This window comes from Pseudomonas sp. CFBP 5748 (assembly GCF_053850495.1).
The window spans coordinates 126,804-148,617 of record NZ_JBSPTN010000002.1 but is presented as its reverse complement, the minus strand read 5'-3'; the positions used below and the strand labels follow the sequence as shown (position 1 = coordinate 148,617).

Sequence of the window (21,814 nt, the reverse complement as noted above, 5' to 3'; positions counted from 1 at the left end):
AACGGGTAGTGCTTTCATGGCCCGGTCGCTCGCGCTCAGGAAAAGCTTGGTCGCCATAGTCGTTTGCATGTCTACGCTTTATTGCACTCAAACCTTGTCGGACTGGCGCGGCGTTTTGCCAGGCACGCGTCTGGTCGGGCAAGCCGATTTCGACTGGTACGGGTTCGACATCTACCAGGCCAGGCTCTGGAGTGCGGCCGCTGTGCCAAGCCTGGAAACGGCGTTTGCCCTGGAACTCAGTTACCGGCGCGCCATCGGTAAAGAGGCTTTGGTCCAAACGAGCCTGAAGGAAATGCAGCGCCTCAACGGGGCGCCCCTGGACGTCAAGCGCCGGGACGGATGGGCCGGTCAAATGCGCCGTGCTTTTATTGATGTGAAGCCTGGAAGCCGTATCACTGGCGTGTATCTACCGGGGCAGGGCTGTCATTTCTATGTGGGTGAAAAGCTGTCTCTTGTGGTCGCAGACCCACTGTTTGCCCGGGCATTTTTTGCTATCTGGCTCGATCCTCGAACTCGAGAACCCATTCTTAGGAATCAATTATTTGGAATCCAGAGTTCAAGTGAAGGGAGAGAGAATCAGTGAAGCATTTTCTGCTGGCATTGCTGCTGATGCTGGGCCTGACCAGTTGCGGGAATGTGAATGTCGAACGTTATGCCGACCAGCAACCACGACTGGATCTGGCGCAGTTTTTCAGCAAGCCCGTCAAGGCCTGGGGCATCTATCAAAAGCGTTCGGGTGAAGTGATCAAGCGTTTTGTGGTGGAGATTTCCAGCCGCCACGAGGGTGATCGACTGATCCTGGATGAGCGTTTCCTCTACAGCGACGGCACTCGCCAGCGGCGGGTCTGGACGTTGACGCCTGTTGGGCCAGGGCTTTGGCGCGGTCGTGCGGACGACGTGATCGGCGAGGCGCAGGGAGAAGTGGCCGGCAATGCTCTACGTTGGCGTTATCGGCTGAACCTGCCGGTCGACGGTTCGACCTATGAAGTCACTTTCGATGACTGGATGTACCTGATGGATGAAGACACGCTGATCAACCGTTCCAGCATGAGCAAGCTCGGTGTCGAGCTGGGCCAGGTGACCCTGTTTTTCCGTCGTCAGGCCGGGAGTACGCCATGACCTTGCAGGAGCTGACCGATCTGGCCGTCGACGGTCGGATCCATGAACTCGAGCTCTTGTCGCTGGAAGGCGGTCTTTACGTGTTGCGCGCTCGGCGGGGCAGTGGGTTGTATACGCTGCTCGACGAATCGGGCAAGACGTTGCCGGTGCGCTCTACCACCCATCTTCGTGAACTGCTGCGTTTTGTGCCGCGCCTGCCGTGCGTGCTGGTGCAACAGGTGGTCCATGATGAAATGTGCGGTTTGCGCGAGGGGGTGGTCGAGCCATTGCGCCTCCCACTTTTTCTGGACGAGCCTTGGTAGCTGCCCGCTTGCATCCCGTGGTCAGCGCGATTCAGCCAGGCGCAGCGCCAGTGGTAGCCATAACCCCCAGAGAGGGGCCAAGACCAACGCGGTTCCGAGTACGCCAAGGGGCAGCGTGACCCCGGCCAATGGTGCTCCCACGCAATAGGCCAGCGGACCACCCACCATGCCTGCCAGCGCACCGCGCCAGACCGGCCGTATGGCCCAGGCCAGGCTATGCCGCAAGCCCGTGGCGAAGACCAACCAGAGCAGGGCCAGCCAAAGTGGCAACGGGCTCTGCTTGAACACGAACAGGCCCTGTGCGCCCAGGCTCCAGTCCAGCAACATGCCGCAGAGGCCAACGCTGGTCACCGCATAGAACTCGGACTTGGGCGTCGGGCTGAATGCAAGGTGAGCGAGCAGGCCACAGATTACCACCAGCAGCCAGCCTGGCTGGTGGGCGCCGGCCACGCATCCCCACCAGCCCAGTTGCAGCCAGAGTGCGTTGATCAGCAGGCCGATGCGGTTCATCGGGCCTGCCGTTGTTCCGCCAGGGACGTCGGGCGGGCAGCGGGGCCGGCGAACACCAACTGGGCAACGCCGATGGCACGCTCCTGGAATCCCCCTTCGCAGTAGCACAGGTAGAATTCCCACAGGCGCTGGAAGGTTTCGTCATAGCCAAGTTCCAACAAAACCTGGCGCGATTGGCGCAGATTCTCATGCCAGTGTCGCAGCGTACGGGCGTAGTGCGCACCGAAATCCTCAAGGTGCAGCAGGTTGAGTTGCGTCCGCGTGCTGGCGGTGCTCAACAGAATCGACAGCGACGGCAGTGCGCCGCCGGGGAAAACATGGCGCTGGATAAAATCCACCGAACGTCGGGCCTGGGTGTAGCGCTGGTCGCGGATGGTGATCGATTGCAGCAGCATCAGGCCGTCATCCTTGAGCAACGCGGCGCAGCAGCGGAAATACTCAGGCAGGTATCGATGCCCGACGGCTTCGATCATTTCGATGGACACCAACTTGTCGTAGCGCCCATGCAAGTCACGATAGTCCTTGCACAGCACGTGCACGCGCTCCTGCAGGCCCAGCGTCTCGATGCGCTGCAGCGCGTGGCGGTATTGCTCGTCGGACAAGGTCGTGGTGGTCACCTTGCAACCGTAGTGAGTGGCTGCATGGATGGCGAGGCTGCCCCAGCCCGTACCGATTTCCAGCAAATGGTCGCCTGGGCGCAGATCGAGCTTGCGGCAGATGCGTTCAAGCTTGTTGAGCTGGGCGTCTTCCAGGCTTTGCTCCGGGCTTTCGAACAGTGCGGCCGAATACATCATGGTGGGGTCGAGCAGTCGCTCGAACAGCTCATTACCCAAGTCGTAGTGAGCGATGATATTGCGCCGCGAGCCTTTTCGATTGTTGCGGTTGAGCCAGTGCAAGCCGCGCATCAGGGGGCGACTGAGGCGGGCCAGGCCGCTGTCCATGGCGTCGAGCACTTCCAGGTTGGCCACAAACAGGCGTGTCACGGCGGTCAGGTCGGCGCTGCGCCAGTAGCCCCGGATATAGGCCTCGCCGGCGCCGATGGAACCGTTACCGGCGACCATGCCCCAGGCGGCGGCGTCGAGGATCTCGACCTCGGCCACCAAGGGACTGCTCAGGTCGCCGAAACTCAACGGCGCGCCATCGACCGTCAGGCGCAGATGGCCGTGACGCAGGCGGCGCAGTTGGCCGAGCACGGCCTGCTTGAAGAAGCCGCCGTTGAACGGGAAGAAGCTGCTGGCCTTAGTAACGCTCAGGGTGGGTTCGGGCATGGTCGGGGTCCTTGTGGGCGGTTTCACCAATACTCAGGTCGCCTTGGCTTGCCTGGTGTGTGTACAGGGGGCTGCGTTTGAGCAGCAGGCGCAACGCCTGCCAGTAGATGGCGCTGAGAGTGCGCAGGCTCATCCATGGGAATGCCAGGACATGGCGGCGCAACGACCGGCCATCGAGAGGCTCGCGCTCGAGCGCCAGGTGGGCCTCGAAGACCTTGTGCCCGTCGCGCCAGTTCTCCATGTGCACGCGAATGTGGGAGTCCTGGAGCCGAAAGCGCATGCGGTAATCCATGTCCCGGGGCAGGAACGGTGAAACATGGAAAGCCTTGGCCACCCGGAACGCCTGGGGCTCGCCAGGGCGTACCGGCAGCACATAGTGATGACGCTCGCGCCACGGGGTGTTGCGCACTTCGCAGAGAATCGCCGACAGGCGCCCGTCGGCTTCGTGGCAGAAATAGAAACTCACCGGGTTGAACGACAGGCCCCAGCTACGTGGCTGGGTCAGCAGTTGGATCGCGCCTTGGGGAGCCGTACCCAGCGCTTCGGTGAGGATCTCGCGCACGGCGTCGACCAAGGGCACACCCAGGCGGGTGCGCGCAGGCAGGTAGTCGCGTTCGCGCCAGCACAGCGGCGCCAGGGGCCATGACCGCAGCAGGCGTGACAGACCCAGCACATGATCCTGTTCGGCGAGGTCCAGGTACAGCATGCCGATCGGATAACGAAATGCGTGGACTCGCGGTGCATGGCGCCGATGGTCGATCCAGCCGCGACACAGGCTGCTGTTCAAAGGCGTTCTCCGAAAAGCTCCGCTACGTGGAGTGCGCTGACCACGCCGTCTTCATGGAAACCATTGGCCCAGTAGGCACCGCAGAAATAGCTGTGCCGGTGTCCTTGCAATTCACCCTGGCGGGCCTGCGCGGCTACCCCGGCGAGGCTGTACTGGGGATGGGCGTACTCGAAGCGCGCAAGCACCTGCGCCGGATCGACCGCATCGCTCTGATTCAGGCTTACGCAAAAGGTCACCGGCGCGTCCAGGCCCTGGAGGATGTTCATGTTGTAGGTCAGCGCGGCCGGAGCGTTAGGTGGGCCGCCGAGGCGGTAGTTCCAGCTCGCCCAGGCCTGGCGCCGCCGTGGCAATAATCGCGTGTCGGTGTGCAGCAGCACTTCATTGCTGGCATAGGCCAGGGCACCGAGGACCTCGGTTTCTTCGGTGCTGGGCGCCTCGAGCAGGGCGAGGGCCTGGTCGCTATGGCAGGCGAACACCACTTTATCGAAACGCTCGATGCCCGCGGCGCTGGTCACGCATACCCCAGTCGCGTCTCGGCTGACGCTTTGCACCGGGCAGTTGAGCCGGATGTGTTGGTGAAACCCGGCGCATAAGGGACTGATGTAACTGCGTGAACCGCCCTCGATCACGCGCCATTGTGGGCGGCGATTGAGCGACAGGAGGCCGTGGTTGTGGCAGAAGCGCACGAAGAACTGCAGCGGAAACTCCAGCATCCTGGCCGGCGACATCGACCAGATCGCAGAACCCATGGGCACGATGTAGTGGTCGATGAAACGCTGGCCATAACCGTGGCTGTGCAGGTAGTCACCGAGTCGCGTGGCGCTGTCGATACGGTGCGCCTGCAGGTCGGCCGTCGCCTGCCGGTTGAACCGGAGGATGTCGCGCAGCATGCCCCAGAAACCGGGCGACAGCAGGTTGCGCCGGCGGGCGAACAGGCTGCGCAAGGTGTAGCCCTTGTATTCCTGTCCGGTGGCCGGGTCACGCACCGAGAAGCTCATCTGCGTAGGACGCGAAGCGACGCCCAATTGATCCAGCAGGCGAATGAAATTCGGGTAGGTCCAGTCGTTGTACACGATGAAGCCGGTATCAACGCTAAAGCGCCTGCCCTGGCAATCGACATCCACGGTATGGGTGTGGCCACCGATCCGGCTGTCGGCCTCGAACAGAGTGACCTGATGTCGACGAGCCAACAGATAGGCACAGGTCAGCCCGGAAATGCCGCTGCCGATGATTGCGATGCGCATGTCTCAAGATTCCTTGGAGGGGCGTGCCAGGCGCCGGCCCAGGGCCAGCCGCCAGCTTGCGGGCAAGTGTCCAAGCAAGCGCAGGACGACGGTGAAGAACCAGGGAAACACGATGTCCAAAGGCCGTGCCGGCAAGCGCCGTGCGATATGCCGTGCGGCCCGTTGCGCCGACCAGCGCATGGGCATGGGAAAATCGTTGCGTCGGGTCAGTGGCGTATCGACGAAACCGGGGCTCACCAGGGTGACGTCGATGCCCTCGGTGGCCAGGTCGATACGCAAGGACTCCACCAGATAGCGCAACGCGGCCTTCGAGGCACCGTAGGCGCCGGCGCGAGGCAGGGCCAGCCAGGTGACCGCGCTGCTCACCACCACCAGATGTGGGCACTGGCCTCGGCGCAGCAAGGGTAGGGCGGCCTCCAGGCAATGGCTGGTGCCCAGCAGGTTGCTGGTGATGACGCGTTCGACGAGATGGGTGTCGAAGCGTCCAGGCTCCAGGTATTCGCAGGTACCGGCATTGAGAATCACCAGGTCCAGCGCCAACCACTCACAGTCAATCTGCTGGCAGACCCTGGCGACCTGGCGCGGGTCGGTCAGGTCGCCTGGCACTACCAGCACCTGGTCTGGATAGCGTGTTGCCAGTGCCTGCAAGGGTTCTACCTGGCGCGCGCTCAATGCCAAGTGGTGACCCTGTTCCAGCAGCACTTGCGCTAATGCCGCGCCAATGCCGCTGCTGGCGCCGGTCAGCCAGACGCGGCTCATGCCAGCCTGCGCTTGAGCCAGCGGATCACCGGCCCCAATAATGGTAAGTGTTCGTAGAGCAGGGCACCGGCGTCAAAGAAGTCCTGGTGGTGGTAGACCCGGTCGGTCCAGCGCAAATGGCTGCAACCCGACAATGCCACGGGGGCTCCGCCCGCCAGGCGTGGGTGCCGAAAGTGCAAGGTCCAGCGCAAATAGCCTTCGCCGGGAGCGACCTCATCGAACGAGTGGAAGTCGTAGCGCACGTCACTGGCACTGGCATACAACTGCGCAAAGTATTCACGCAGGGCCGTCAGGCCTTCGATCCGGTGCAAGGGGTCTTGGAAATGGATGTCGACGCTGTAGAGCTCATCGAGCTCGGCCAGGCGTCGGGCGTCCAGTTCGGCGAAAGCCTGGGCGAAACGTTGGAGATAGGCGGACATGCTAGGCTCCTAAATATTGTACAGATACATATCTCTGTACAAGTTTTTGAAGCCTACTTCAGGAGTTGTACATTTTAAAGTTATTTGTATAAGAAAATGTGAATTTGTACAATTTCAAGCCGAGACGAGAGGAGGGCGCTGAAGCCTTGCCTCCCGTCTCACTGGATCATTGTTGTGTCTGGGTTTCGGCCAACGTCGGATAATCTGTATAACCCTGTTCGTCACCCTGGTAGAACGTCGCCGTGTCAGGGCTATTCAGTGCCTTGCCCAGTTTGAAACGCTCCACCAGGTCCGGGTTCGCCAGAAACGGCGTGCCGAACGCCACCAGGTCCGCTTCACCACGGCTGATGGCGGTGGCTGCGCGTACGGCGCTGTAGCCGCCGTTGGCAATGTAGGGCCCGCCAAAGCGGCGCTTGAGTTCCAGGAAATCGAACGTGCCTTCGCCCAGTTCCACGATATGCAGGTAGGCCAGGCCATAACGGCTGAGCATCCTGGCGGCGTATTCAAAAGTTGCCTGCGGATTGCTGTCGCTCATCGAGAAGTAGCTGAAGATCGGCGACAGCCGCACGCCGACGCGGCTGGCACCGAAGACTTCGATCACCGACTCGACCACTTCCTTGAGGAAACGCGCGCGGTTCTCGATCGAGCCGCCGTAGGCATCGGTACGTTGGTTGGTGCCGTCACGCAGGAACTGGTCGATCAAGTAGCCGTTGGCGCCATGAATCTCCACGCCGTCGAACCCGGCCAGCTTCGCGTTGACCGCGGCTTGGCGAAAGTCGGCGACCACGCCTGGAATTTCATCGAGCTCCAATGCCCGTGGCAGTTCATAGGGCTTGAGACCTTCGGCGGTGTAGATCTCGCCATCGGCCTTGATCGCCGAAGGGGCCACCGGCTGGGCGCCGTTGAGCTGCACCAGCGGATGGGAAAGACGGCCTACGTGCCACAGTTGCAGGAAGATCTGTCCGCCCTCGGCGTGGACCGCGTCGGTCACTTGTTTCCAGCCGGCGATTTGTTCGCTGGTAAAGATCCCTGGCGTGCGCAGGTAACCCTTGCCCTGGGCCGATACCTGGGAGCCTTCGCTGATGATCAGCCCCGCGCTGGCCCGCTGGCTGTAGTACTCGGCCATCAGGGGCGTGGCCACGTCACCCGCGCCTGCGCGGCTGCGGGTCATCGGCGCCATGATCATGCGGTTTTTCAGGGACAGCTTGCCGAGCTGAACACGGGACAGCAGAAGATCGAGACCGATGTTGGTCATGATTCACCTCTATGTGATGGGGTATGGATAGGGGGTGAGTCGAGGGTCGGCTAAGCCAACCGGCCCTCTTGTTGCAAAAGGGCGCCGATGCGCTGGATTTCTTTCTCGCCTTTCTCCAGCGCGGCCTCGCTGGTGTGCACGGAGTAGTAGCCCAGCACCAGGTCGTGGGGATGCTTGACCGCCGAACCGAGGACGAAGGACGTCGCGCCTCGGGCAACGATGTCGATGGCCTCGCTGGATTCTGCGAATACCGCCATTTCTCCGGCATTGACGTTGCCGCCAGCATCGAGGCTGCCGCCGTTGACCGCCAGCCAGGCGACTGTGTGCCCGGCCGGTGGGGTGTAGCGCCAGCGCTCGTTGTCTTGTAACTGCACGGCGAGGTAATTCATATCGGCGGGGGAGGAGACGCGGCTGCGGGCTGCGCCGTATTGGCCGAGCAATACCAGCGCCGGGCCTTCCCGGGGGATCTCGGCGGGCGCCAGGTAGAGGCTGTGGGCCGGGGCATTTTCTTCCGCCGCCGGCAGCGCCACCCAGAGCTGGAAACCTTGGATCGGCGAGCCACCGGCCGGCCGGGCGTTATGCCAAACGCCGTTGCCGGCCTGCATCCACTCCATGCCGCCGCTGGGCAGCGTACCGGACTGGCCCGTGGTGTCTTCGTAGATCATTTGGCCTTCGATCATGTAGGTCAGCGTGGCGATTCCGGAATGAGGGTGCATGCCGAAACCCCTTTGCATGGCGTCGGCCTTGAACCCGAAGAGATCGAGAAATACGAAGGGCTTGCAGAGCTGGCCCAGGTCGCCGGGGCTCATGAGCCGGGTGATCGGTCCGTGGCTGCTGCCAAAGGTGCGGTGGACGATGGCGCGTGGCGGTGCTTTGACGATGCTGTTCATGGTGAGCCTCGGATGCTTGAGCGTTTGGGGGCCTCGATGCAAGAGAGGATAAGTGCCTTCCAATAGATTGATTAGCCGATACAATCGGATTGAACTCATCCAAAAAACGAAGGAATTACGGCGCCATGTTCGATCTCAACGATGTTGCGCTGTTTGTCCAGGTGGTCCGCAGTGGCAGTTTTGCCGAGGCGGCCAGGCGGCTGGGCATGCCATCCAACACCGTCAGCCGACGGGTGCAGCAGTTGGAGGCGCAGCTGGAATCGCGACTTCTGCAGCGCTCGACTCGCAAACTCACGCTGACCCATGCGGGTCAGGGTTTTTATGAACGCTGCGTGGATGCGGTGGATGGGCTGATGGAGGCGGGACAGGAATTGATGATGGGCAGCGAAGAGCCCAGCGGTCTGGTGCGCATCGCGGCGATGGCGGATTTTTTCGACTTCTTCCCCATGGAATGGGTGGCCGACTTTTTAGCCGCACATCCTCGGGTGCAACTTGATTTTGTGCTCAGCGATGCCCGTGTCGACCTGATTGCCGATCGCATCGACGTCGCCTTTCGCGGCGGTCCGTTGCAGGATTCGGGGTATGTCGGCCGTCAACTCCTCAAGAACGACGGTGATGGCATGGTCGCCAGCCCCGCCTACATCGCCGCACGCGGTGCGCCGGCTTCACTGCAGGACCTGGCTCACCACGACAGCGTGAGCTTCGCTCACCCCAGCGGCATGACCCATTGGCGATTCGTCGGTCCGGACGGCATCGAGGAGCACGTGCAGGTCGCCAGCCGATTCAACGCCAACACCGCCCAAGCGTTGCGCAGGGCAACCGTCGCGGGCCTGGGCATCGCGGTGCTGCCGTCGGCGCTGAGCCGCCTCGACCTGGAGGCCGGCAGGCTGGTACGCGTGCTACCGCAATACCAACGCGCCGGCTTTGGCCTGAATGTGCTTTACCCGAGTCGACGTCAGTTGCCGCTGGCGGTGTCGGCCTTCATTGGGTTGGTGATGGAGAAGCTTGAGCTCAAGGCGTTTCCGGCGCAGTTGAAACAGACCTGTCAGTAGACGCTTGATACCAAGTTATCAGGATCCACTGCCGCATCCTCCCTTCAAGCCCCGAGCCACTGCGGAACGCCTGACTCGACATCAGGCGTGCATCCAGTTTTTTCCTTCCCAGCAACGATAAAAACCCTCGTTTCGCAAATCCCCGCCTGCCAACACAATCGCCTCGAAACCTCTTCCCGATAGTCGCAATAGCAGAACAAAAAAATCAGTACCCGAGGCGGCGCCATGCCGGCCTGAACCAACCCACTGCCGGAAGTGCACAGACATGCCCGTTGAAACCCTACGCATCGATACGCTTGTTATAGGCGCCGGCCAGGCCGGCGTGGCCATGAGCGAACACTTGAGCCGACAAGGTGTGCCTCACCTGGTCGTGGAGCGCAACCGGATTGCCGAGGCCTGGCGCACGGCGCGTTGGGATTCGCTGGTCGCCAACGGCCCGGCCTGGCATGACCGTTTTCCTGGCATGGAATTCGAGGGGCTCGACCCCGATGCCTTCGCCGCCAAGGATCAAGTCGCCGATTATTTCGAAGCCTATGCGCGCAAGTTCAATGCGCCGATCCGTACCGGCGTGGAGGTCAAAAAAGTCGAGCGCAATGTCGGCCGCCCGGGCTTCAGCATTGAAACGTCCGAGGGCCTGATCGAGGCCATTCACGTGGTCGTCGCCACCGGGCCATTCCAGCGGCCGGTGATTCCGCCCATCGCCCCTGAAATGGCCACGGTCACCCAGATTCACTCCGCGCAATACCGCAATCCGCAGCAGTTGCCCGAGGGGGCGGTGCTGGTGGTGGGCGCCGGGTCGTCAGGGGTGCAGATCGCCGATGAGTTGCAGCGCGCCGGCAAGCAAGTCTACCTCTCGGTGGGCGCCCATGATCGTCCGCCACGGGCCTATCGCAACCGTGATTTCTGTTGGTGGCTGGGCGTGCTCGGCGAGTGGGACGCCGAGGCCGTCCAGCCCGGCAAGGAGCACGTAACCATTGCCGTGAGCGGCGCTCGTGGTGGCCATACCGTGGATTTTCGCCGGCTGGCCCATGAGGGCATCACCTTGGTGGGCCTGACGAAGTCGTTCAACGGCAGCGTCGTGAGCCTTGAGTCAAACCTTGCCGAAAACATCGCTCGCGGCGACGAAAACTACCTGGCGCTGCTGGATGCCGCCGATGCCTACATTGCCCGCAACGGCCTGGACCTGCCGCTCGAACCCGAGGCCCGCCACCTGCTGTCCGACCCGCAGTGCCTGACCCAGCCGATTCTAAAGCTGGACCTGGCCGCCGCTGGCGTGACCAGCATCATCTGGGCAACCGGCTACTCGGTGGATTACAGCTGGCTGAAGGTCGACGCCCTCGGTGCCAATGGCAAGCCTCGGCATCAGCGCGGTGTTTCCAGCGAGCCGGGGGTGTATTTCGTCGGCCTGCCATGGCTGTCGCGACGGGGCTCGGCGTTCATTTGGGGCGTGTGGCATGACGCCCGGCATATTGCCGATCACATCGTGAAGCAGCGCATTTATCTCGCCTATCAAGATGCTGCCCAGCGCCAGGCCCCAGCACTTGATAGCGATTCGTATCGTTCGAAAACCAGTCTCACGGGAGTCCGTTGATGCCTACTCACACACGCATCCGCATGTTCAATACCAAAGACACCTACCCGAACCAGACCCTGGACAACGACCTGTGCCAAGCCGTGCGCGCAGGCAACACCGTCTATGTGCGCGGGCAGGTCGGCACGGACTTCAATGGTCAGTTGGTGGGCCTTGGCGACCCTCGTGCCCAGGCCGAGCAAGCCATGCGCAACGTCAAGCAACTGCTTGAAGAGGCCGGCAGCGACCTGAGCCATATCGTCAAGACCACCACCTACCTGATCGACCCACGCTACCGCGAACCGGTGTACCAGGAAGTCGGCAAATGGCTCAAGGGTGTGTTCCCGATTTCCACCGGGCTGGTGGTCAGCGCCCTCGGCCAGCCGCAGTGGCTGATGGAAATCGACGTGATCGCGGTAATCCCTGAATAAAGGAGTGGCACATGACTTTTTCCATCGTCGGGCGCTGCGCCGAAACCGGTCAGTTGGGTGTCGCTATCAGCTCATCGAGCATTGCCGTCGGCGCCCGTTGCCCCTGGTTGCGGGCGGGCGTCGGCGCGGTGGCGAGCCAGAACATTACGCTACCGGCCCTGGGCCCGTTGATCCTTGACGAGCTGGCCGGTGGCCTGACGGCGCAAGAAGCCGTGGACCGCGCCCTGGCGCGCAATGGCTACAGCCAGTACCGCCAAGTGGCGGTGGTCGATACCCATGGACACACGGCGATTTTCAGTGGCAGCCATGCCTTGGGCATCCACAACGCGCTGGCCGGTGAGCAGTGCGTCGCCGCCGGCAATCTGTTGGCCAGTGCTGGGGTGATCGAGGCCATGGTCGCCGCCTTCGAGCACAGCGGAGGCTGCCTTGCTTCACGCCTGATGAGTGCGTTGCAGGCCGGGCAGCAAGCTGGTGGCGAAGCCGGGGCGGTGCATTCGGCGGCGCTGTCGGTGGTGGATGACCTGACCTGGCCCATCGTCGATCTGCGGGTGGACTGGGCTGAGGAGAATCCCATCGGCGAGCTGGAAAAACTCTGGCTGGCCTATCAACCGCAATTGCAGGACTACCTGACCCGCGCCCTCGACCCGACCCAGGCCCCCAGCTATGGAGTGCCGGGCGATGAGTGAACTGCGCAGCCGCGCGTTACTCGCCCGTCTGGTGGGCTTTGCCACGGTCAGTCGCGAGTCGAACCTGGCGCTGATCGAGTTCGTGCGTGACTACCTGCGCGACCTGGGGGTGGCGTGCGAGCTGATCTACAACCTCGAGCGGACCAAGGCCAACCTGTTGGCGAGCATCGGCCCGTCGGTACCCGATGGCGTGGTGTTGTCCGGGCATACCGATGTGGTGCCAGTGGACGGGCAGGCCTGGACGGTCGAGCCGTTCTGCCTGAGCGAGGCGGGCGGCAAGCTGTACGGCCGGGGTACGGCGGACATGAAGGGTTATCTGGCCTCGGTGCTGGCGGCGGTGCCGCTGTTCCTCGCCAGCCCGCTTCGTCGCCCGCTGCACCTGGCATTTTCCTATGACGAAGAGGTCGGTTGCCTGGGCGTGCGCAGTCTGCTGGAGGTGCTGCTGCAGCGCATTCCCCAGCCAGCGTTGTGCCTGATCGGCGAGCCGACCCGTTTGCAACCGGTGCTGGGCCACAAGGGCAAGCTGGCGATGCGTTGCCATGTCAAAGGGGCGGCCTGCCATTCGGCCTACGCACCTTACGGCGTGAATGCCATCGAGCAGGCGGCGCGACTGATTGGCCGGTTGGGGGAGATCGGCGCAGCGCTGGCCGATCCCTCGTTGCAGGACGCACGCTTCGACCCGGCTTATTCGACGGTGCAGGTCGGCGTGATCCAGGGCGGTACGGCATTGAATATCGTCCCGGCCGATTGCCGCTTCGATTTCGAAGTACGCGCCTTGCCGGATTTCGCCCCGCAAGTGGTGGCCGAGCAATTGCAAGACTTTGCCGAGCGGACGCTGCTGCCGCCGATGCGTGCGGTGCAAGGCGACACCTCGATCCGTTTTGAACAGCTGTCCGCCTACCCAGGCCTGGCGACTTCCCCTGACAGCGCCGCCGCGCAACTGCTCGCCCGTCTGTGCGGTAGCAACGCGTTCAGCACCGTCGCGTTCGGCACCGAAGGCGGCTTGTTTCATCAGGCTGGCGTGCCAACGGTGGTGTGTGGCCCCGGCAGCATGGACCAGGGGCACAAGCCCGACGAATACGTGAGCGTTGAACAGATGGCCGCCTGCGATCGCTTGATGGATCGGCTGGCGAGCTATCTCTGTGAACCCAATGATTGCTGACCGCAAGGGTGCCTGAGGAGAGTGATTTCAATGGACGCAGATTCCTGGTGGTCAGCCAGGCGACAACGAACAGGCCGACAAGAGCCTTTGCTGTAGACCATACCGCCCGTGTTTACGGTCACCTTTGAGTCCCGTCACCGGCTCGTGCGGGCGAGCCGGCATTTCGAGGAACCGCTTCATGTCCAGATCCTTGCGTTGCAATATTGCGTGTGCCCTGGCGTTGTTGAGTACCAGCGTCCTGGCCGCGCCCCAGAGTTTGACCGTGATTTCCTTCGGCGGCGCCACCAAGCAGGCCCAGGACAAGGCCTACTTCCAACCCTTCAACGCCAGCGGTGCGGGAAGCATCGTGGCCGGCGAATACAACGGTGAATTATCGAAGATCAAGGCCATGGTCGCGGCTGGTCACACCAGTTGGGATGTGGTCGAAGTGGAAAGCCCCGAGTTGCTGCGTGGTTGTGAGGAGGGCCTGTTTGAAAAGCTCGACCAGACGGCCCTGGGCGACCCGGCGGATTTTGTCCCGGGGGCACTCACCGAATGTGGCGTAGCCACCTATGTCTGGTCGATGGTCCTGGCCTATGACCAGAGCAAGCTCGCCAAGGCGCCCAAATCCTGGGCGGACTTCTGGAATGTGGCCGATTACCCGGGCAAACGTGGTTTGCGCAAAGGGGCCAAGTACACCTTGGAAATCGCCTTGCTGGCCGATGGGGTCAAGGCCCAGGACTTGTACAAGGTGTTGAACACACCGCAGGGCGTGGCCCGGGCATTCGCCAAGCTGGACCAGATCAAGCCCAACATCCAGTGGTGGGAAGCGGGTGCCCAACCGGCGCAGTGGCTGGTGGCGGGTGACGTGGCGATGAGTGCCGCCTACAACGGGCGCATCGCCTCGGCGCAAAAGGAAGGCATGAAGCTGAGTATCGTCTGGCCGCAGAGCCTGTACGACCCGGAGTTCTGGGCCGTGGTCAAGGGCACGCCGAACAAGGCCTTGGCCGAGCAGTTCATTGCCTTTGCCAGCCAGCCACAGGCGCAGAAGGTATTCTCGGAAAACATCCCTTATGGGCCGGTGCATCGCAAGACGCTGGCCTTGTTGCCCGCGGCAGTGCAAGAACAGTTGCCCACCGCCGAGGCCAATCTGGCTGAAGCCCGGGCCGTGGATGCCGAATTCTGGGTCGACCATGGCGAGGAGCTGGAGCAACGTTTCAACGCCTGGGCGGCTCGCTAGCCCCGAACCTGCGGCGAACACCGCCTGTTTGTGGCGAGGGAGCAGATCCCTCGCCACGGACTATCCGGTGGTCATGGAAGTCTCATCCCAGCCATTGCTGGAATTGTTCCTTGCAGTAATCCACGAACAACTGCGCCGGTTTGGTCAGGTGTGCGCGTTTGAGCCATCCGGCCACCAACGCCGAGCCGGTCACGTCTTCGGCGATGTTGACGCAGACCACTTGCTGCCCATCGTAGGTGCAGGTGGAGTGCGGTCGGGTCACCAGCACCGCAAAGCCGAACGCCTGGCCGACCATGCCACGCACCATCTCGATGGACGGTGAGCTGAACACGATGTTCGGGGTCAGGCTCAACTCCTCGAAGATGCTCACGAAATAAGTCCGGCTGGGCTGCACGTCCAGCAGGATCATCGGCTCCAGCGCCAGGTCGCGCAGCGACACTTGCGCCTGATTGGCAAAACGATGCCCCGCCGGCAACAATGCGTAGGGTCGCTGTGGGGCGGTCAACGCTTCGGTCTCGATGGTGCTGTCCAGGTCGTGCTCATAGAAAATCGCCAAGTCGAAACGCCCACCCGTCAAGCCTTGCACCAGCTCCTGCTGCTCGCCATCCTGCACGCGGATCTCCACCCCGGGAAAGCGCTCACGGAAACCGGCGATCAGCCGTGGCAGGTAAAGCGGGGCGACCGTTTCAAAGCAGCCGATGTCGATCTGGCCGCTGACCACATCGTTATCGGCCAGCGCGTTCTGCTCGAACTCCCGGGCCATGCGCAACAGCTCCTGGGCCTTGCGGTAGAAACGCGCACCGCCCGGGGTCAGCGACACGCCTTGGGCGTGATGGCGGATAAGCAGTTGCACGCCGAAGCTGTCCTCCAGTCCCTTGACGGCCGTGGCAATCGACGGCTGGGCGATGTACAGCTTGCGGGATGCTTCAGCGACGCTGCCACATTCGACGGTGGTGACGAAATACTTCAGCTGACGCAGGGAATAGGACGCCACGGCACACCTCGATCCGGATGGTTTTCGCCTACCTTACCGCGTGCCGCTGGTACATAGGGTGAGCATTGCTACGGATTTTGCTGGGCATTGACGATATTCAGGCTGGCTTGTTGGTGGACACCTGCCGAGGTCCACACGTTGCCCAGCTGGATGAAGATCGCGTCGAGGTCCACTTCAACCGACGGAGAACCACTCTTGAGCAGGTCGCACATGGTCAAGTCCAGCAAGCCCATTCGCGGCTACGCCAGGAACATCCGCGTGCGCGGTTTCGAGTTCATCAGAGGGCAGGGGAAGGGGATTGCAACAGGGCGTTATCGTAGCGCTTCGGTGTGCAGAGGTTGGTTTAATCCTGTCGTTACCCGCTGGCAACTGAGTCCGGGCTGACTATCCGTTTTCGGCACAATTGAATAACCCGCTTGCGAGGCGGAATGGAACTTGCCTGACCTTTGATCCATAAGCCCTGGAATCATCAAAGGTCGGGTCAATGAACAACGACAACATGGCGCAACCACCGGTCTTGGCAAGCGTGTTGCCGGCGCAGCCGATCAATCGGTTCCGCACCGCCGACATCGACGAGCACGCGCGCAACATGGGCGGCTGGCAAGTGAGCTACGACCAGTTGACCCCCGGACGCTTCGAAGGTGAACTGATCGAATTTCGCTGCGACTGGATGCAACTGGTGCGTGACCGCTCTAATCAGGCCCTGACCAAGGGAGGCATGGCTTGGGAGGGCGCCATTACGTTCAGCGTGCCGTTGAGTGCCGATGGACCGGTGTTTTGCGCCGGGCATCCGATTATCGAGCCCAGCCTGCTGGTCGCCCGCGGGCAGAACCTGCCTGATTTGCGCACGCCCCAACATCTGGACCTGCTCGGGGTCGCGGTGGAAGAGCAGGCACTGGAACATCTGCTGGAGTGCCAGGGCAGTCGTTTTCGAATTACCGATCTTCCCAAGTGTTACCGCCTCGGCGACTCGACGCTGCCAGCTGAACTGGCGGCGCTGTTCGATGAGCTCGAAGGGGGCGAGCAGGGGCGCGACTCGTTGCTTGGTTACGAGTCGATCCGCCGTGGCCTGCGCGATACGGTAATGCTGCATATGCTGGAGCTGGTGGCGCCGGATGAGGTGCCGCCGCTCAACCCTACGGCGCGCAAGCGCATGGTCGACCGGGCGCGGGAGTACGCCCTGTCCCACGTCGACGAACCGCTGTCGATCCTCGACCTGTGCAACCACATCGGTGCCAGCCGGCGCAAATTGCAGTATTGCTTCCAGGAGACCCTGGGCATCAACCCGGTGGCCTATTTGCGGGCATTGCGCCTCAATGCCGTGCGCCGTGAACTGCGCAGTGGTGATCAGGCGCTGGGGGTACAGGAGGTCGCTGCACGCTGGGGGTTCTGGCATTTGAGCCGGTTTTCCAGTGACTATCGGATCCTGTTTGGCGAAACCCCGTCACAAACCCTGCGCCGCACTCAACTGTGCTGAAAACGGATAACCGCTGACGAGCCGGCTCCCTAGGATGACCCCAACACCACATGGTCGGAGGGGCATTCGATGTACCAAAATAAAAAAATCAACGTCTGGCACTGTACGTGGCTGACCCTGGGGCTGATCGGTCTCTGTACCGCAGCCCATGGCACCGAAAACGGCGCGCCGACCACGGCGGTCGGGGTCTACGATTTCGGCGCGGGCATGATGCCCCCGGCCACGCCTTTCGGGACCGTCGGCCTGCGAACCGCCTTCTATTCAGCCAACGTGCAGAAAGATCGCCACGGCAAATCGCTGGACAACAATTTCTCCCTGGATGTCTTGTCCATCGGCGTTGCCTATATGCGCATGACCGATTACACCGTGCTGGGCGCCAAGTACGGCTTCGGCACCGTGGTGCCGTTCTTCCAGATGGATGCCTCGGTGCAGGTGCAGACGCCTGTTGGCCCGTTGGATCTTGCGGCCGATCCGTTTCGCATGGCCGACATCCAGGTGCTGCCGGTGATCCTGCAGTGGACCCTTTCGCCGAACCTGTTCGTCAATGCCCAGTTCCAGATCCAGGCACCGACCGGTGACTACGACAAGAATCGGCTGATCTCGCCGGGGCTCAATCACTGGACCTTTTCGCCGATTCTCAACGCGACTTACATCTCCGACAGCGGCTTTGAAGTCTCTTCAAGCTTCGAAGCCGACATCAATACGCGCAACCAGGCCACCGACTACAAGAACGGTGTCGAATACCGCCACGAATTCGCCGTGGGCCAGCACGTCGGGCCGTGGACCGTGGGTGTGGGCGGGTATTACTACCGGCAGTTCACCGATGACGATGCGCCAGGCCTGGAGGCGGGCAATCGCGCCCGAGTGCTGGCTGTCGGGCCGGCGGTGAGCTACTTCAAACCCGGCATACCGCCGGTCTGGCTGCACGTCTACAAGGAGCTCGATGCGCGAAACCGCGCCGAAGGCTACACCGCGGCGCTGCGTATCTCTCAAAGTTTCTAAGGGGCTCGCCATGAACCAATCAAGTTCCGTTTCAACGGCCGCGGCGTCGTCGCGACAGGCCGGTCGTCGTGAAGGGTTGGTGCTGATGCTGGGCAGCAGCCTGACCATCATGGGCTCGACGATGGTCGCGCCTATCCTGCCTCGATTGGGCGCCGAATTCGGCCCCATGGAGCCTCGCGCCGATCTGCTGGTGCCATTGGCGATCACCGGTCCGGCCCTGGCGATTGCTCTGTGCGCGCCGTTGGCCGGTTGGCTGGCCGACCGGGTAGGGCGCAAGGTCCTGCTGGTGATCGCCACGCTGCTCTACGCCTTGCTCGGAGCCTTGCCAGCCATCCTCGATAACTTGCCTTCGATTGTCGGCGCGCGGCTGTTATTCGGTTGCGCCGAAGCGGCGGTGATGACCTGTTGCGCGACCCTGATCGCTGACTATTGGCACGGCGAGGAGCGCATGCGCTACGTCAACCGGCAGGTAGTCACCATCGGCCTGGTCGGGGCGCTGTTCTTTGTGGTGGGCGGGGCGCTTGGGGAGCATTCGTGGCGTTCGCCATTCTTTCTGTACTTGCTGCCGTTGCTGCTGGTGCCGGCGATGGTGAACGTGCTGTGGGAACCGCCACTGGTGAAGCGGCAAACGGTCGAGCCGCGAGCCGATGAGGCGGGCCTGGCCAAGGTCGCGGTGCCGCAGCTGGTGGTCGGCTACCTGATGATCCTGGGGGGCATGATCCTGACCTTCGTCATGCCGATCCAGGCACCGATGCTGCTGGTCAGCCTGGGGATCACCTCCAGCACCATGATCGGTCTGGCGGCAGGACTGAGCCTGCTGGCGACCTTGGTCGGTTCGCTGATGTGGCCCTTGTTGCGGCGTCGTCTTGGCATCGCCGGTTGCAACGCCTTGTTGCTGGGCCTGATGGGCATCGGGATGTGGTTGCTGATGCGCAGCCAGAGCTACAACGCAGTACTGGTGGCCGCGTTCATCCAAGGCCTGGGCGCCGGGTTGCTGGTGCCCAACGTGATGGCGCCGGTGATGAATGCCTTGACCGCCACCACCCGTGGCCGGGGCCTGGGCGGGTTCACTTCGTGCCTGTACATCGGCCAGTTTGTCAGTCCGCTGGTGGTGGCTTTCGTGGGCGCCTTTGCCGGTGACCTTCGTCATGCCATCCAGTGGTTGGCGCTTGTCAGTTTTATCGCCGCGTTGCTCTGGGTGATCGTCGGCCTGCGAGCGCGAACCCACGGCCAGGCGGCCCCCGTCGGATCACGTCAATCGTCATGAAATAGGAGCCTGAAGCATGGCTATGCAAGACATCCACCACTTGATGGACAATGAAGACGCCACAGGGCTGGCCGAATGGGTCAGGCGCGGCGAAGTGCTGCCCGGCGAACTGCTTGAGGCAGCCATCGAGCGCCTTGAACGGGTCGAGCCGCAGATCAATGCCGTGGCCGAGCGGTTGTACGCGTCGGCACGGGAGGCGGCGCACACGACCCAGGCGGGGCAAGGCCTGCTGGCCGGCGTGCCGACCTTGATCAAGGACCTGTTCTCGCCGGTCAACGGCGCGGCGATGACCAACGGTTCGCGCTCTTTAGGCGATTGTCGTGCGGACTTCGAAGCGGAAATCGTGACGCGTTTGCGGCGTGCGGGGTGCCAGATCGTGGGCACCAGCACCTCGCCGGAATTCGGCACGTCGTACTCCACCGAATCCTCGCGCTTTGGCGCCACGCGCAACCCATGGAGCATCGACCACAGCGCCGGCGGTTCCAGCGGTGGCGCGGCGGCGCTGGTGGCGGCCCGGGTGGTGCCGTTCGCCCATGGCAACGATGGCGGTGGTTCATTGCGGGTGCCGGCGTCCTGCTGTGGCGTGTTCGGGCTCAAGCCCAGCCGTGGCCTGCTGCCGTCGGGGCCGCTGATGGGAGAGGGCTGGGCCGGGATGGGTACGCCTCATGCGATCACCTTGTCGGTGCGCGACAGTGCCGCGCTGCTCGATGCCACTGCCGGGATGGATCTTGGCGCGCCGTATGCGGCGCCGGTCCAGGCGTTGCCTTATGTGATGGCGGTGCAACGTGATCCTAAACCGTTGCGCATTGCCTTGGTCGAGCAGCTCGGCCCTTGGCCTACGTCGTCGCAGAGCCTTCAGGCCGTGGGCGAGGCTGCGCGGTTGTGCGAATCCCTGGGCCATCGTGTCGAACCAGTCAGCCTGCCGGTGGTGCTGCCGGAGTTTCTGGATCAGGTCTTTACCATCATCGGTGCAAGCACGCGGCATTATGTTGATCTGCTGGGCCAGATGCGTGGGTTTACCGTGCAGGCCGAGGAATTGGAAGTACGGACCCGGATCATCCTGCGGGACAAGGGCAACGTCAGCGGCGCCCAGTATGCGGCCGCCGTGGGGTGGATTCATGCCCTGGGCCGGCAACTGGCGATGTTCATGCAGAATTATGACCTGATCCTGACCCCGATCCTGACTCGGGAGCCGATGCCGATTGGTGAACTGGACGTTCAGGATGTGTGCATGAGCCTCGATCAACTGCTGGAGCGCTACCACAGCTACTCGCCGTTCACCGCGCTGTTCAATGCCAGTGGTCAGCCGGCGATGTCGGTACCGTTGTCCTGGAGTGCCAACGGCCTGCCGATGGGGGCGCACTTCGCCGCTCGCTTCGGCGAGGAAAGCACCTTGCTGGCACTGGCCGCACAACTGGAACGCGCCCAACCGTGGCGTGGCCGGGTGCCGTCGGTCAACGCTTGTCGTCGGTGATCTCTAACTGTGTGCGGGCTTGCTCGCGAGGGCGCCAGCTCAGTCGATATCGGTTTGGCTGACCCACCGTTTTCGCAAGCAACCCTCACAGGGCTCTGTGGGAACACTCGGGTTCAGATGAAAACGATCTCGTACGGCATGCCCATGCGATCAAGAATGACCCGCGGTACCAGCGGTGAGATACCGCTGGCGGGTTCGCCGTTGAGCTGGCTGGCGTAGGCGTGCATCGCGTGGCGCTTGCGGGCGGTGGTCCAGACATCGAGGCGCAGTTTGCGTGCCCGGTGCCAGGGTATTTTGTTCTGCTCGCGGACCGGCCAGTGCCAGGCCCACACTGGCAGTTCGTTAAATACTGCCCCGATGTTCTCAGCCGCCAGGGCACCGGCGCGGCCGACTGTTTCGTGGTCGGCGTCGCCGTCCTTGCGCCATGTGCTGAACACCACGTCACCGGGCCGTAGATATTGACCAATGAAGGCGGCCACTTGGGCCTCGTGTTCGACCAGGGTCTTTTCCGGGAAGCCGCCGCGCACCCATTGCAGGCCATGGGTCGGTACGCCCAGGCGATGCAGGGCGTCCACGCTTTCCTGGGGGTGAGGGCGGTGCGTACGCAGGCGCTCATCGCTCCACAAGGGCGAACTGGGATGGCCATGGCTACCGTCAGTCACCGAAATCAACAACATGGGCTGGTCCAGGTTGCTCAGCAACTGGAGCAATCCGCCGCAGGCCCCGACCTCATCGCCCGGATGCGGGGCGAGGATGACCGCGCGGGCGCCGGCCGGGATGAGTGTCTGGGTGCTGATGATGGGAATGTCGGCCAGTTGCGGGGCACTGTTCCATATTTGCGGATGATGCCGACCTTGCAAGCGAGAGGCGGGTTTCATGAGGGACGTCCTTGTTGAATTCAATCTTTGAGTCATGCACCGGACCTAC

24 protein-coding genes are annotated in these 21,814 nt (G+C 62.6%); 13 read left to right on the top strand and 11 right to left on the bottom strand.

Going from position 1 to position 21,814, the window contains the following annotated elements; all coding sequences use genetic code 11:
• Positions 1-16 precede the first annotated feature (16 nt).
• The 3 genes from ACWNZ1_RS05325 to ACWNZ1_RS05315 are packed head-to-tail and all read left to right on the top strand — an operon-like array spanning position 17 to position 1,421.
• Complete coding sequence (locus ACWNZ1_RS05325) at positions 17-583, top strand: chalcone isomerase family protein (protein ID WP_280944901.1); 567 nt, start codon at positions 17-19, stop codon at positions 581-583.
• A gap of 26 nt (positions 584-609) precedes the next feature.
• Positions 610-1,119 carry a DUF3833 domain-containing protein gene (locus ACWNZ1_RS05320; RefSeq protein WP_406550169.1) on the top strand — a complete coding sequence of 170 codons (510 nt, stop codon included), beginning with the start codon at positions 610-612 and terminating at the stop codon, positions 1,117-1,119.
• Positions 1,116-1,421: a DUF6482 family protein gene (locus ACWNZ1_RS05315; RefSeq protein ID WP_135845175.1), complete on the top strand. Its 306-nt coding sequence runs from the start codon at positions 1,116-1,118 to the stop codon at positions 1,419-1,421. Before ACWNZ1_RS05320 ends, ACWNZ1_RS05315 begins: the two co-directional genes overlap by 4 nt.
• 21 nt (positions 1,422-1,442) lie before the next feature.
• On the opposite strand, the gene ACWNZ1_RS05310 is transcribed toward ACWNZ1_RS05315, so the two are convergent.
• The 8 genes from ACWNZ1_RS05310 to ACWNZ1_RS05275 form a co-directional block, all read right to left on the bottom strand.
• Positions 1,443-1,931, bottom strand: coding sequence for a DUF2878 domain-containing protein (locus ACWNZ1_RS05310; protein ID WP_135845176.1), 489 nt, complete (start codon positions 1,929-1,931; stop codon positions 1,443-1,445).
• Positions 1,928-3,199, bottom strand: coding sequence for an SAM-dependent methyltransferase (locus tag ACWNZ1_RS05305; protein ID WP_280944902.1), 1,272 nt, complete (start codon positions 3,197-3,199; stop codon positions 1,928-1,930). The genes ACWNZ1_RS05310 and ACWNZ1_RS05305 overlap by 4 nt, the downstream gene beginning before the upstream one ends.
• Positions 3,171-3,986, bottom strand: a complete 816-nt coding sequence (locus ACWNZ1_RS05300; protein ID WP_280944903.1) for a DUF1365 domain-containing protein — start codon at positions 3,984-3,986, stop codon at positions 3,171-3,173. The genes ACWNZ1_RS05305 and ACWNZ1_RS05300 overlap by 29 nt, the downstream gene beginning before the upstream one ends.
• Positions 3,983-5,230 carry an NAD(P)/FAD-dependent oxidoreductase gene (locus tag ACWNZ1_RS05295; RefSeq protein WP_135845179.1) on the bottom strand — a complete coding sequence of 416 codons (1,248 nt, stop codon included), beginning with the start codon at positions 5,228-5,230 and terminating at the stop codon, positions 3,983-3,985. The genes ACWNZ1_RS05300 and ACWNZ1_RS05295 overlap by 4 nt, the downstream gene beginning before the upstream one ends.
• Positions 5,231-5,233: 3 nt before the next feature.
• Positions 5,234-5,989 carry an SDR family NAD(P)-dependent oxidoreductase gene (locus ACWNZ1_RS05290; protein ID WP_256452754.1) on the bottom strand — a complete coding sequence of 252 codons (756 nt, stop codon included), beginning with the start codon at positions 5,987-5,989 and terminating at the stop codon, positions 5,234-5,236.
• Positions 5,986-6,408 carry a nuclear transport factor 2 family protein gene (locus ACWNZ1_RS05285; protein WP_135845181.1) on the bottom strand — a complete coding sequence of 141 codons (423 nt, stop codon included), beginning with the start codon at positions 6,406-6,408 and terminating at the stop codon, positions 5,986-5,988. The genes ACWNZ1_RS05290 and ACWNZ1_RS05285 overlap by 4 nt, the downstream gene beginning before the upstream one ends.
• A 166-nt stretch (positions 6,409-6,574) precedes the next feature.
• Positions 6,575-7,663, bottom strand: coding sequence for an alkene reductase (locus ACWNZ1_RS05280; protein ID WP_280944904.1), 1,089 nt, complete (start codon positions 7,661-7,663; stop codon positions 6,575-6,577).
• 50 nt (positions 7,664-7,713) lie between these two features.
• Positions 7,714-8,553 carry a pirin family protein gene (locus ACWNZ1_RS05275; protein WP_256452756.1) on the bottom strand — a complete coding sequence of 280 codons (840 nt, stop codon included), beginning with the start codon at positions 8,551-8,553 and terminating at the stop codon, positions 7,714-7,716.
• 125 nt (positions 8,554-8,678) lie between these two features.
• On the opposite strand from ACWNZ1_RS05275, the gene ACWNZ1_RS05270 reads away from it, so the two are divergent.
• From ACWNZ1_RS05270 to ACWNZ1_RS05245, 6 genes are all read left to right on the top strand, one after another.
• Positions 8,679-9,605, top strand: a complete 927-nt coding sequence (locus ACWNZ1_RS05270; protein WP_135845184.1) for a LysR family transcriptional regulator — start codon at positions 8,679-8,681, stop codon at positions 9,603-9,605.
• Between the two features lie 265 nt (positions 9,606-9,870).
• On the top strand, positions 9,871-11,196 hold the full coding sequence (locus tag ACWNZ1_RS05265) for a flavin-containing monooxygenase (RefSeq protein WP_456027466.1): 1,326 nt from the start codon (positions 9,871-9,873) through the stop codon (positions 11,194-11,196).
• Positions 11,196-11,606 (top strand): RidA family protein, encoded by a 411-nt coding sequence (locus ACWNZ1_RS05260; protein ID WP_003201555.1) that lies wholly within the window; start codon positions 11,196-11,198, stop codon positions 11,604-11,606. Before ACWNZ1_RS05265 ends, ACWNZ1_RS05260 begins: the two co-directional genes overlap by 1 nt.
• A gap of 11 nt (positions 11,607-11,617) precedes the next feature.
• Positions 11,618-12,292, top strand: coding sequence for a DUF1028 domain-containing protein (locus tag ACWNZ1_RS05255; protein ID WP_135845186.1), 675 nt, complete (start codon positions 11,618-11,620; stop codon positions 12,290-12,292).
• Positions 12,285-13,454 carry an acetylornithine deacetylase gene (gene argE / locus ACWNZ1_RS05250; RefSeq protein WP_256452759.1) on the top strand — a complete coding sequence of 390 codons (1,170 nt, stop codon included), beginning with the start codon at positions 12,285-12,287 and terminating at the stop codon, positions 13,452-13,454. The genes ACWNZ1_RS05255 and argE overlap by 8 nt, the downstream gene beginning before the upstream one ends.
• Before the next feature lie 178 nt (positions 13,455-13,632).
• Positions 13,633-14,673 (top strand): ABC transporter substrate-binding protein, encoded by a 1,041-nt coding sequence (locus tag ACWNZ1_RS05245; RefSeq protein WP_135845188.1) that lies wholly within the window; start codon positions 13,633-13,635, stop codon positions 14,671-14,673.
• Between the two features lie 82 nt (positions 14,674-14,755).
• On the opposite strand, the gene ACWNZ1_RS05240 is transcribed toward ACWNZ1_RS05245, so the two are convergent.
• Together ACWNZ1_RS05240 and ACWNZ1_RS05235 are read right to left on the bottom strand one after the other, a co-directional pair.
• Positions 14,756-15,667 (bottom strand): LysR substrate-binding domain-containing protein, encoded by a 912-nt coding sequence (locus ACWNZ1_RS05240; protein ID WP_456027465.1) that lies wholly within the window; start codon positions 15,665-15,667, stop codon positions 14,756-14,758.
• A 68-nt stretch (positions 15,668-15,735) separates the two neighbouring features.
• Complete coding sequence (locus ACWNZ1_RS05235; protein WP_256454452.1) at positions 15,736-15,900, bottom strand: type 1 glutamine amidotransferase family protein; 165 nt, start codon at positions 15,898-15,900, stop codon at positions 15,736-15,738.
• A 251-nt stretch (positions 15,901-16,151) separates the two neighbouring features.
• Between ACWNZ1_RS05235 and ACWNZ1_RS05230 the strand changes: the two genes are divergently transcribed.
• From ACWNZ1_RS05230 to ACWNZ1_RS05215, 4 genes are all read left to right on the top strand, one after another.
• Positions 16,152-17,144 (top strand): helix-turn-helix domain-containing protein, encoded by a 993-nt coding sequence (locus tag ACWNZ1_RS05230; RefSeq protein ID WP_456027464.1) that lies wholly within the window; start codon positions 16,152-16,154, stop codon positions 17,142-17,144.
• Between the two features lie 69 nt (positions 17,145-17,213).
• Positions 17,214-18,146: a SphA family protein gene (locus ACWNZ1_RS05225; protein WP_135845191.1), complete on the top strand. Its 933-nt coding sequence runs from the start codon at positions 17,214-17,216 to the stop codon at positions 18,144-18,146.
• Between the two features lie 10 nt (positions 18,147-18,156).
• The gene (locus tag ACWNZ1_RS05220) at positions 18,157-19,413 is read left to right on the top strand and encodes an MFS transporter (RefSeq protein WP_265073046.1); all 1,257 of its coding nucleotides are present in this window, start codon (positions 18,157-18,159) and stop codon (positions 19,411-19,413) included.
• A 16-nt stretch (positions 19,414-19,429) separates the two neighbouring features.
• A complete protein-coding gene (locus tag ACWNZ1_RS05215; RefSeq protein ID WP_280944907.1) occupies positions 19,430-20,887 on the top strand; it encodes an amidase in 1,458 nt (485 codons plus the stop codon).
• A gap of 113 nt (positions 20,888-21,000) precedes the next feature.
• Here ACWNZ1_RS05215 and ACWNZ1_RS05210 read toward each other — a convergent pair whose 3' ends face one another.
• Complete coding sequence (locus ACWNZ1_RS05210) at positions 21,001-21,765, bottom strand: PIG-L deacetylase family protein (RefSeq protein WP_135845194.1); 765 nt, start codon at positions 21,763-21,765, stop codon at positions 21,001-21,003.
• Positions 21,766-21,814: the final 49 nt, after the last annotated feature.

Coding starts and splice junctions, on each gene's coding strand:
- ACWNZ1_RS05295 (WP_135845179.1), bottom strand. CDS start 5,230: ATGCGCATCGCAATCATCGGCAGCGGCATTTCCGGGCTGACCTGTGCC.
- ACWNZ1_RS05225 (WP_135845191.1), top strand. CDS start 17,214: ATGTACCAAAATAAAAAAATCAACGTCTGGCACTGTACGTGGCTGACC.
- ACWNZ1_RS05320 (WP_406550169.1), top strand. CDS start 610: ATGCTGGGCCTGACCAGTTGCGGGAATGTGAATGTCGAACGTTATGCC.
- ACWNZ1_RS05265 (WP_456027466.1), top strand. CDS start 9,871: ATGCCCGTTGAAACCCTACGCATCGATACGCTTGTTATAGGCGCCGGC.
- ACWNZ1_RS05315 (WP_135845175.1), top strand. CDS start 1,116: ATGACCTTGCAGGAGCTGACCGATCTGGCCGTCGACGGTCGGATCCAT.
- ACWNZ1_RS05275 (WP_256452756.1), bottom strand. CDS start 8,553: ATGAACAGCATCGTCAAAGCACCGCCACGCGCCATCGTCCACCGCACC.
- ACWNZ1_RS05210 (WP_135845194.1), bottom strand. CDS start 21,765: ATGAAACCCGCCTCTCGCTTGCAAGGTCGGCATCATCCGCAAATATGG.
- ACWNZ1_RS05235 (WP_256454452.1), bottom strand. CDS start 15,900: ATGGGCTTGCTGGACTTGACCATGTGCGACCTGCTCAAGAGTGGTTCT.
- ACWNZ1_RS05310 (WP_135845176.1), bottom strand. CDS start 1,931: ATGAACCGCATCGGCCTGCTGATCAACGCACTCTGGCTGCAACTGGGC.
- ACWNZ1_RS05245 (WP_135845188.1), top strand. CDS start 13,633: ATGTCCAGATCCTTGCGTTGCAATATTGCGTGTGCCCTGGCGTTGTTG.
- ACWNZ1_RS05305 (WP_280944902.1), bottom strand. CDS start 3,199: ATGCCCGAACCCACCCTGAGCGTTACTAAGGCCAGCAGCTTCTTCCCG.
- ACWNZ1_RS05270 (WP_135845184.1), top strand. CDS start 8,679: ATGTTCGATCTCAACGATGTTGCGCTGTTTGTCCAGGTGGTCCGCAGT.
- argE (WP_256452759.1), top strand. CDS start 12,285: ATGAGTGAACTGCGCAGCCGCGCGTTACTCGCCCGTCTGGTGGGCTTT.
- ACWNZ1_RS05230 (WP_456027464.1), top strand. CDS start 16,152: ATGAACAACGACAACATGGCGCAACCACCGGTCTTGGCAAGCGTGTTG.
- ACWNZ1_RS05290 (WP_256452754.1), bottom strand. CDS start 5,989: ATGAGCCGCGTCTGGCTGACCGGCGCCAGCAGCGGCATTGGCGCGGCA.
- ACWNZ1_RS05280 (WP_280944904.1), bottom strand. CDS start 7,663: ATGACCAACATCGGTCTCGATCTTCTGCTGTCCCGTGTTCAGCTCGGC.
- ACWNZ1_RS05255 (WP_135845186.1), top strand. CDS start 11,618: ATGACTTTTTCCATCGTCGGGCGCTGCGCCGAAACCGGTCAGTTGGGT.
- ACWNZ1_RS05260 (WP_003201555.1), top strand. CDS start 11,196: ATGCCTACTCACACACGCATCCGCATGTTCAATACCAAAGACACCTAC.
- ACWNZ1_RS05285 (WP_135845181.1), bottom strand. CDS start 6,408: ATGTCCGCCTATCTCCAACGTTTCGCCCAGGCTTTCGCCGAACTGGAC.
- ACWNZ1_RS05325 (WP_280944901.1), top strand. CDS start 17: ATGGCCCGGTCGCTCGCGCTCAGGAAAAGCTTGGTCGCCATAGTCGTT.
- ACWNZ1_RS05220 (WP_265073046.1), top strand. CDS start 18,157: ATGAACCAATCAAGTTCCGTTTCAACGGCCGCGGCGTCGTCGCGACAG.
- ACWNZ1_RS05215 (WP_280944907.1), top strand. CDS start 19,430: ATGGCTATGCAAGACATCCACCACTTGATGGACAATGAAGACGCCACA.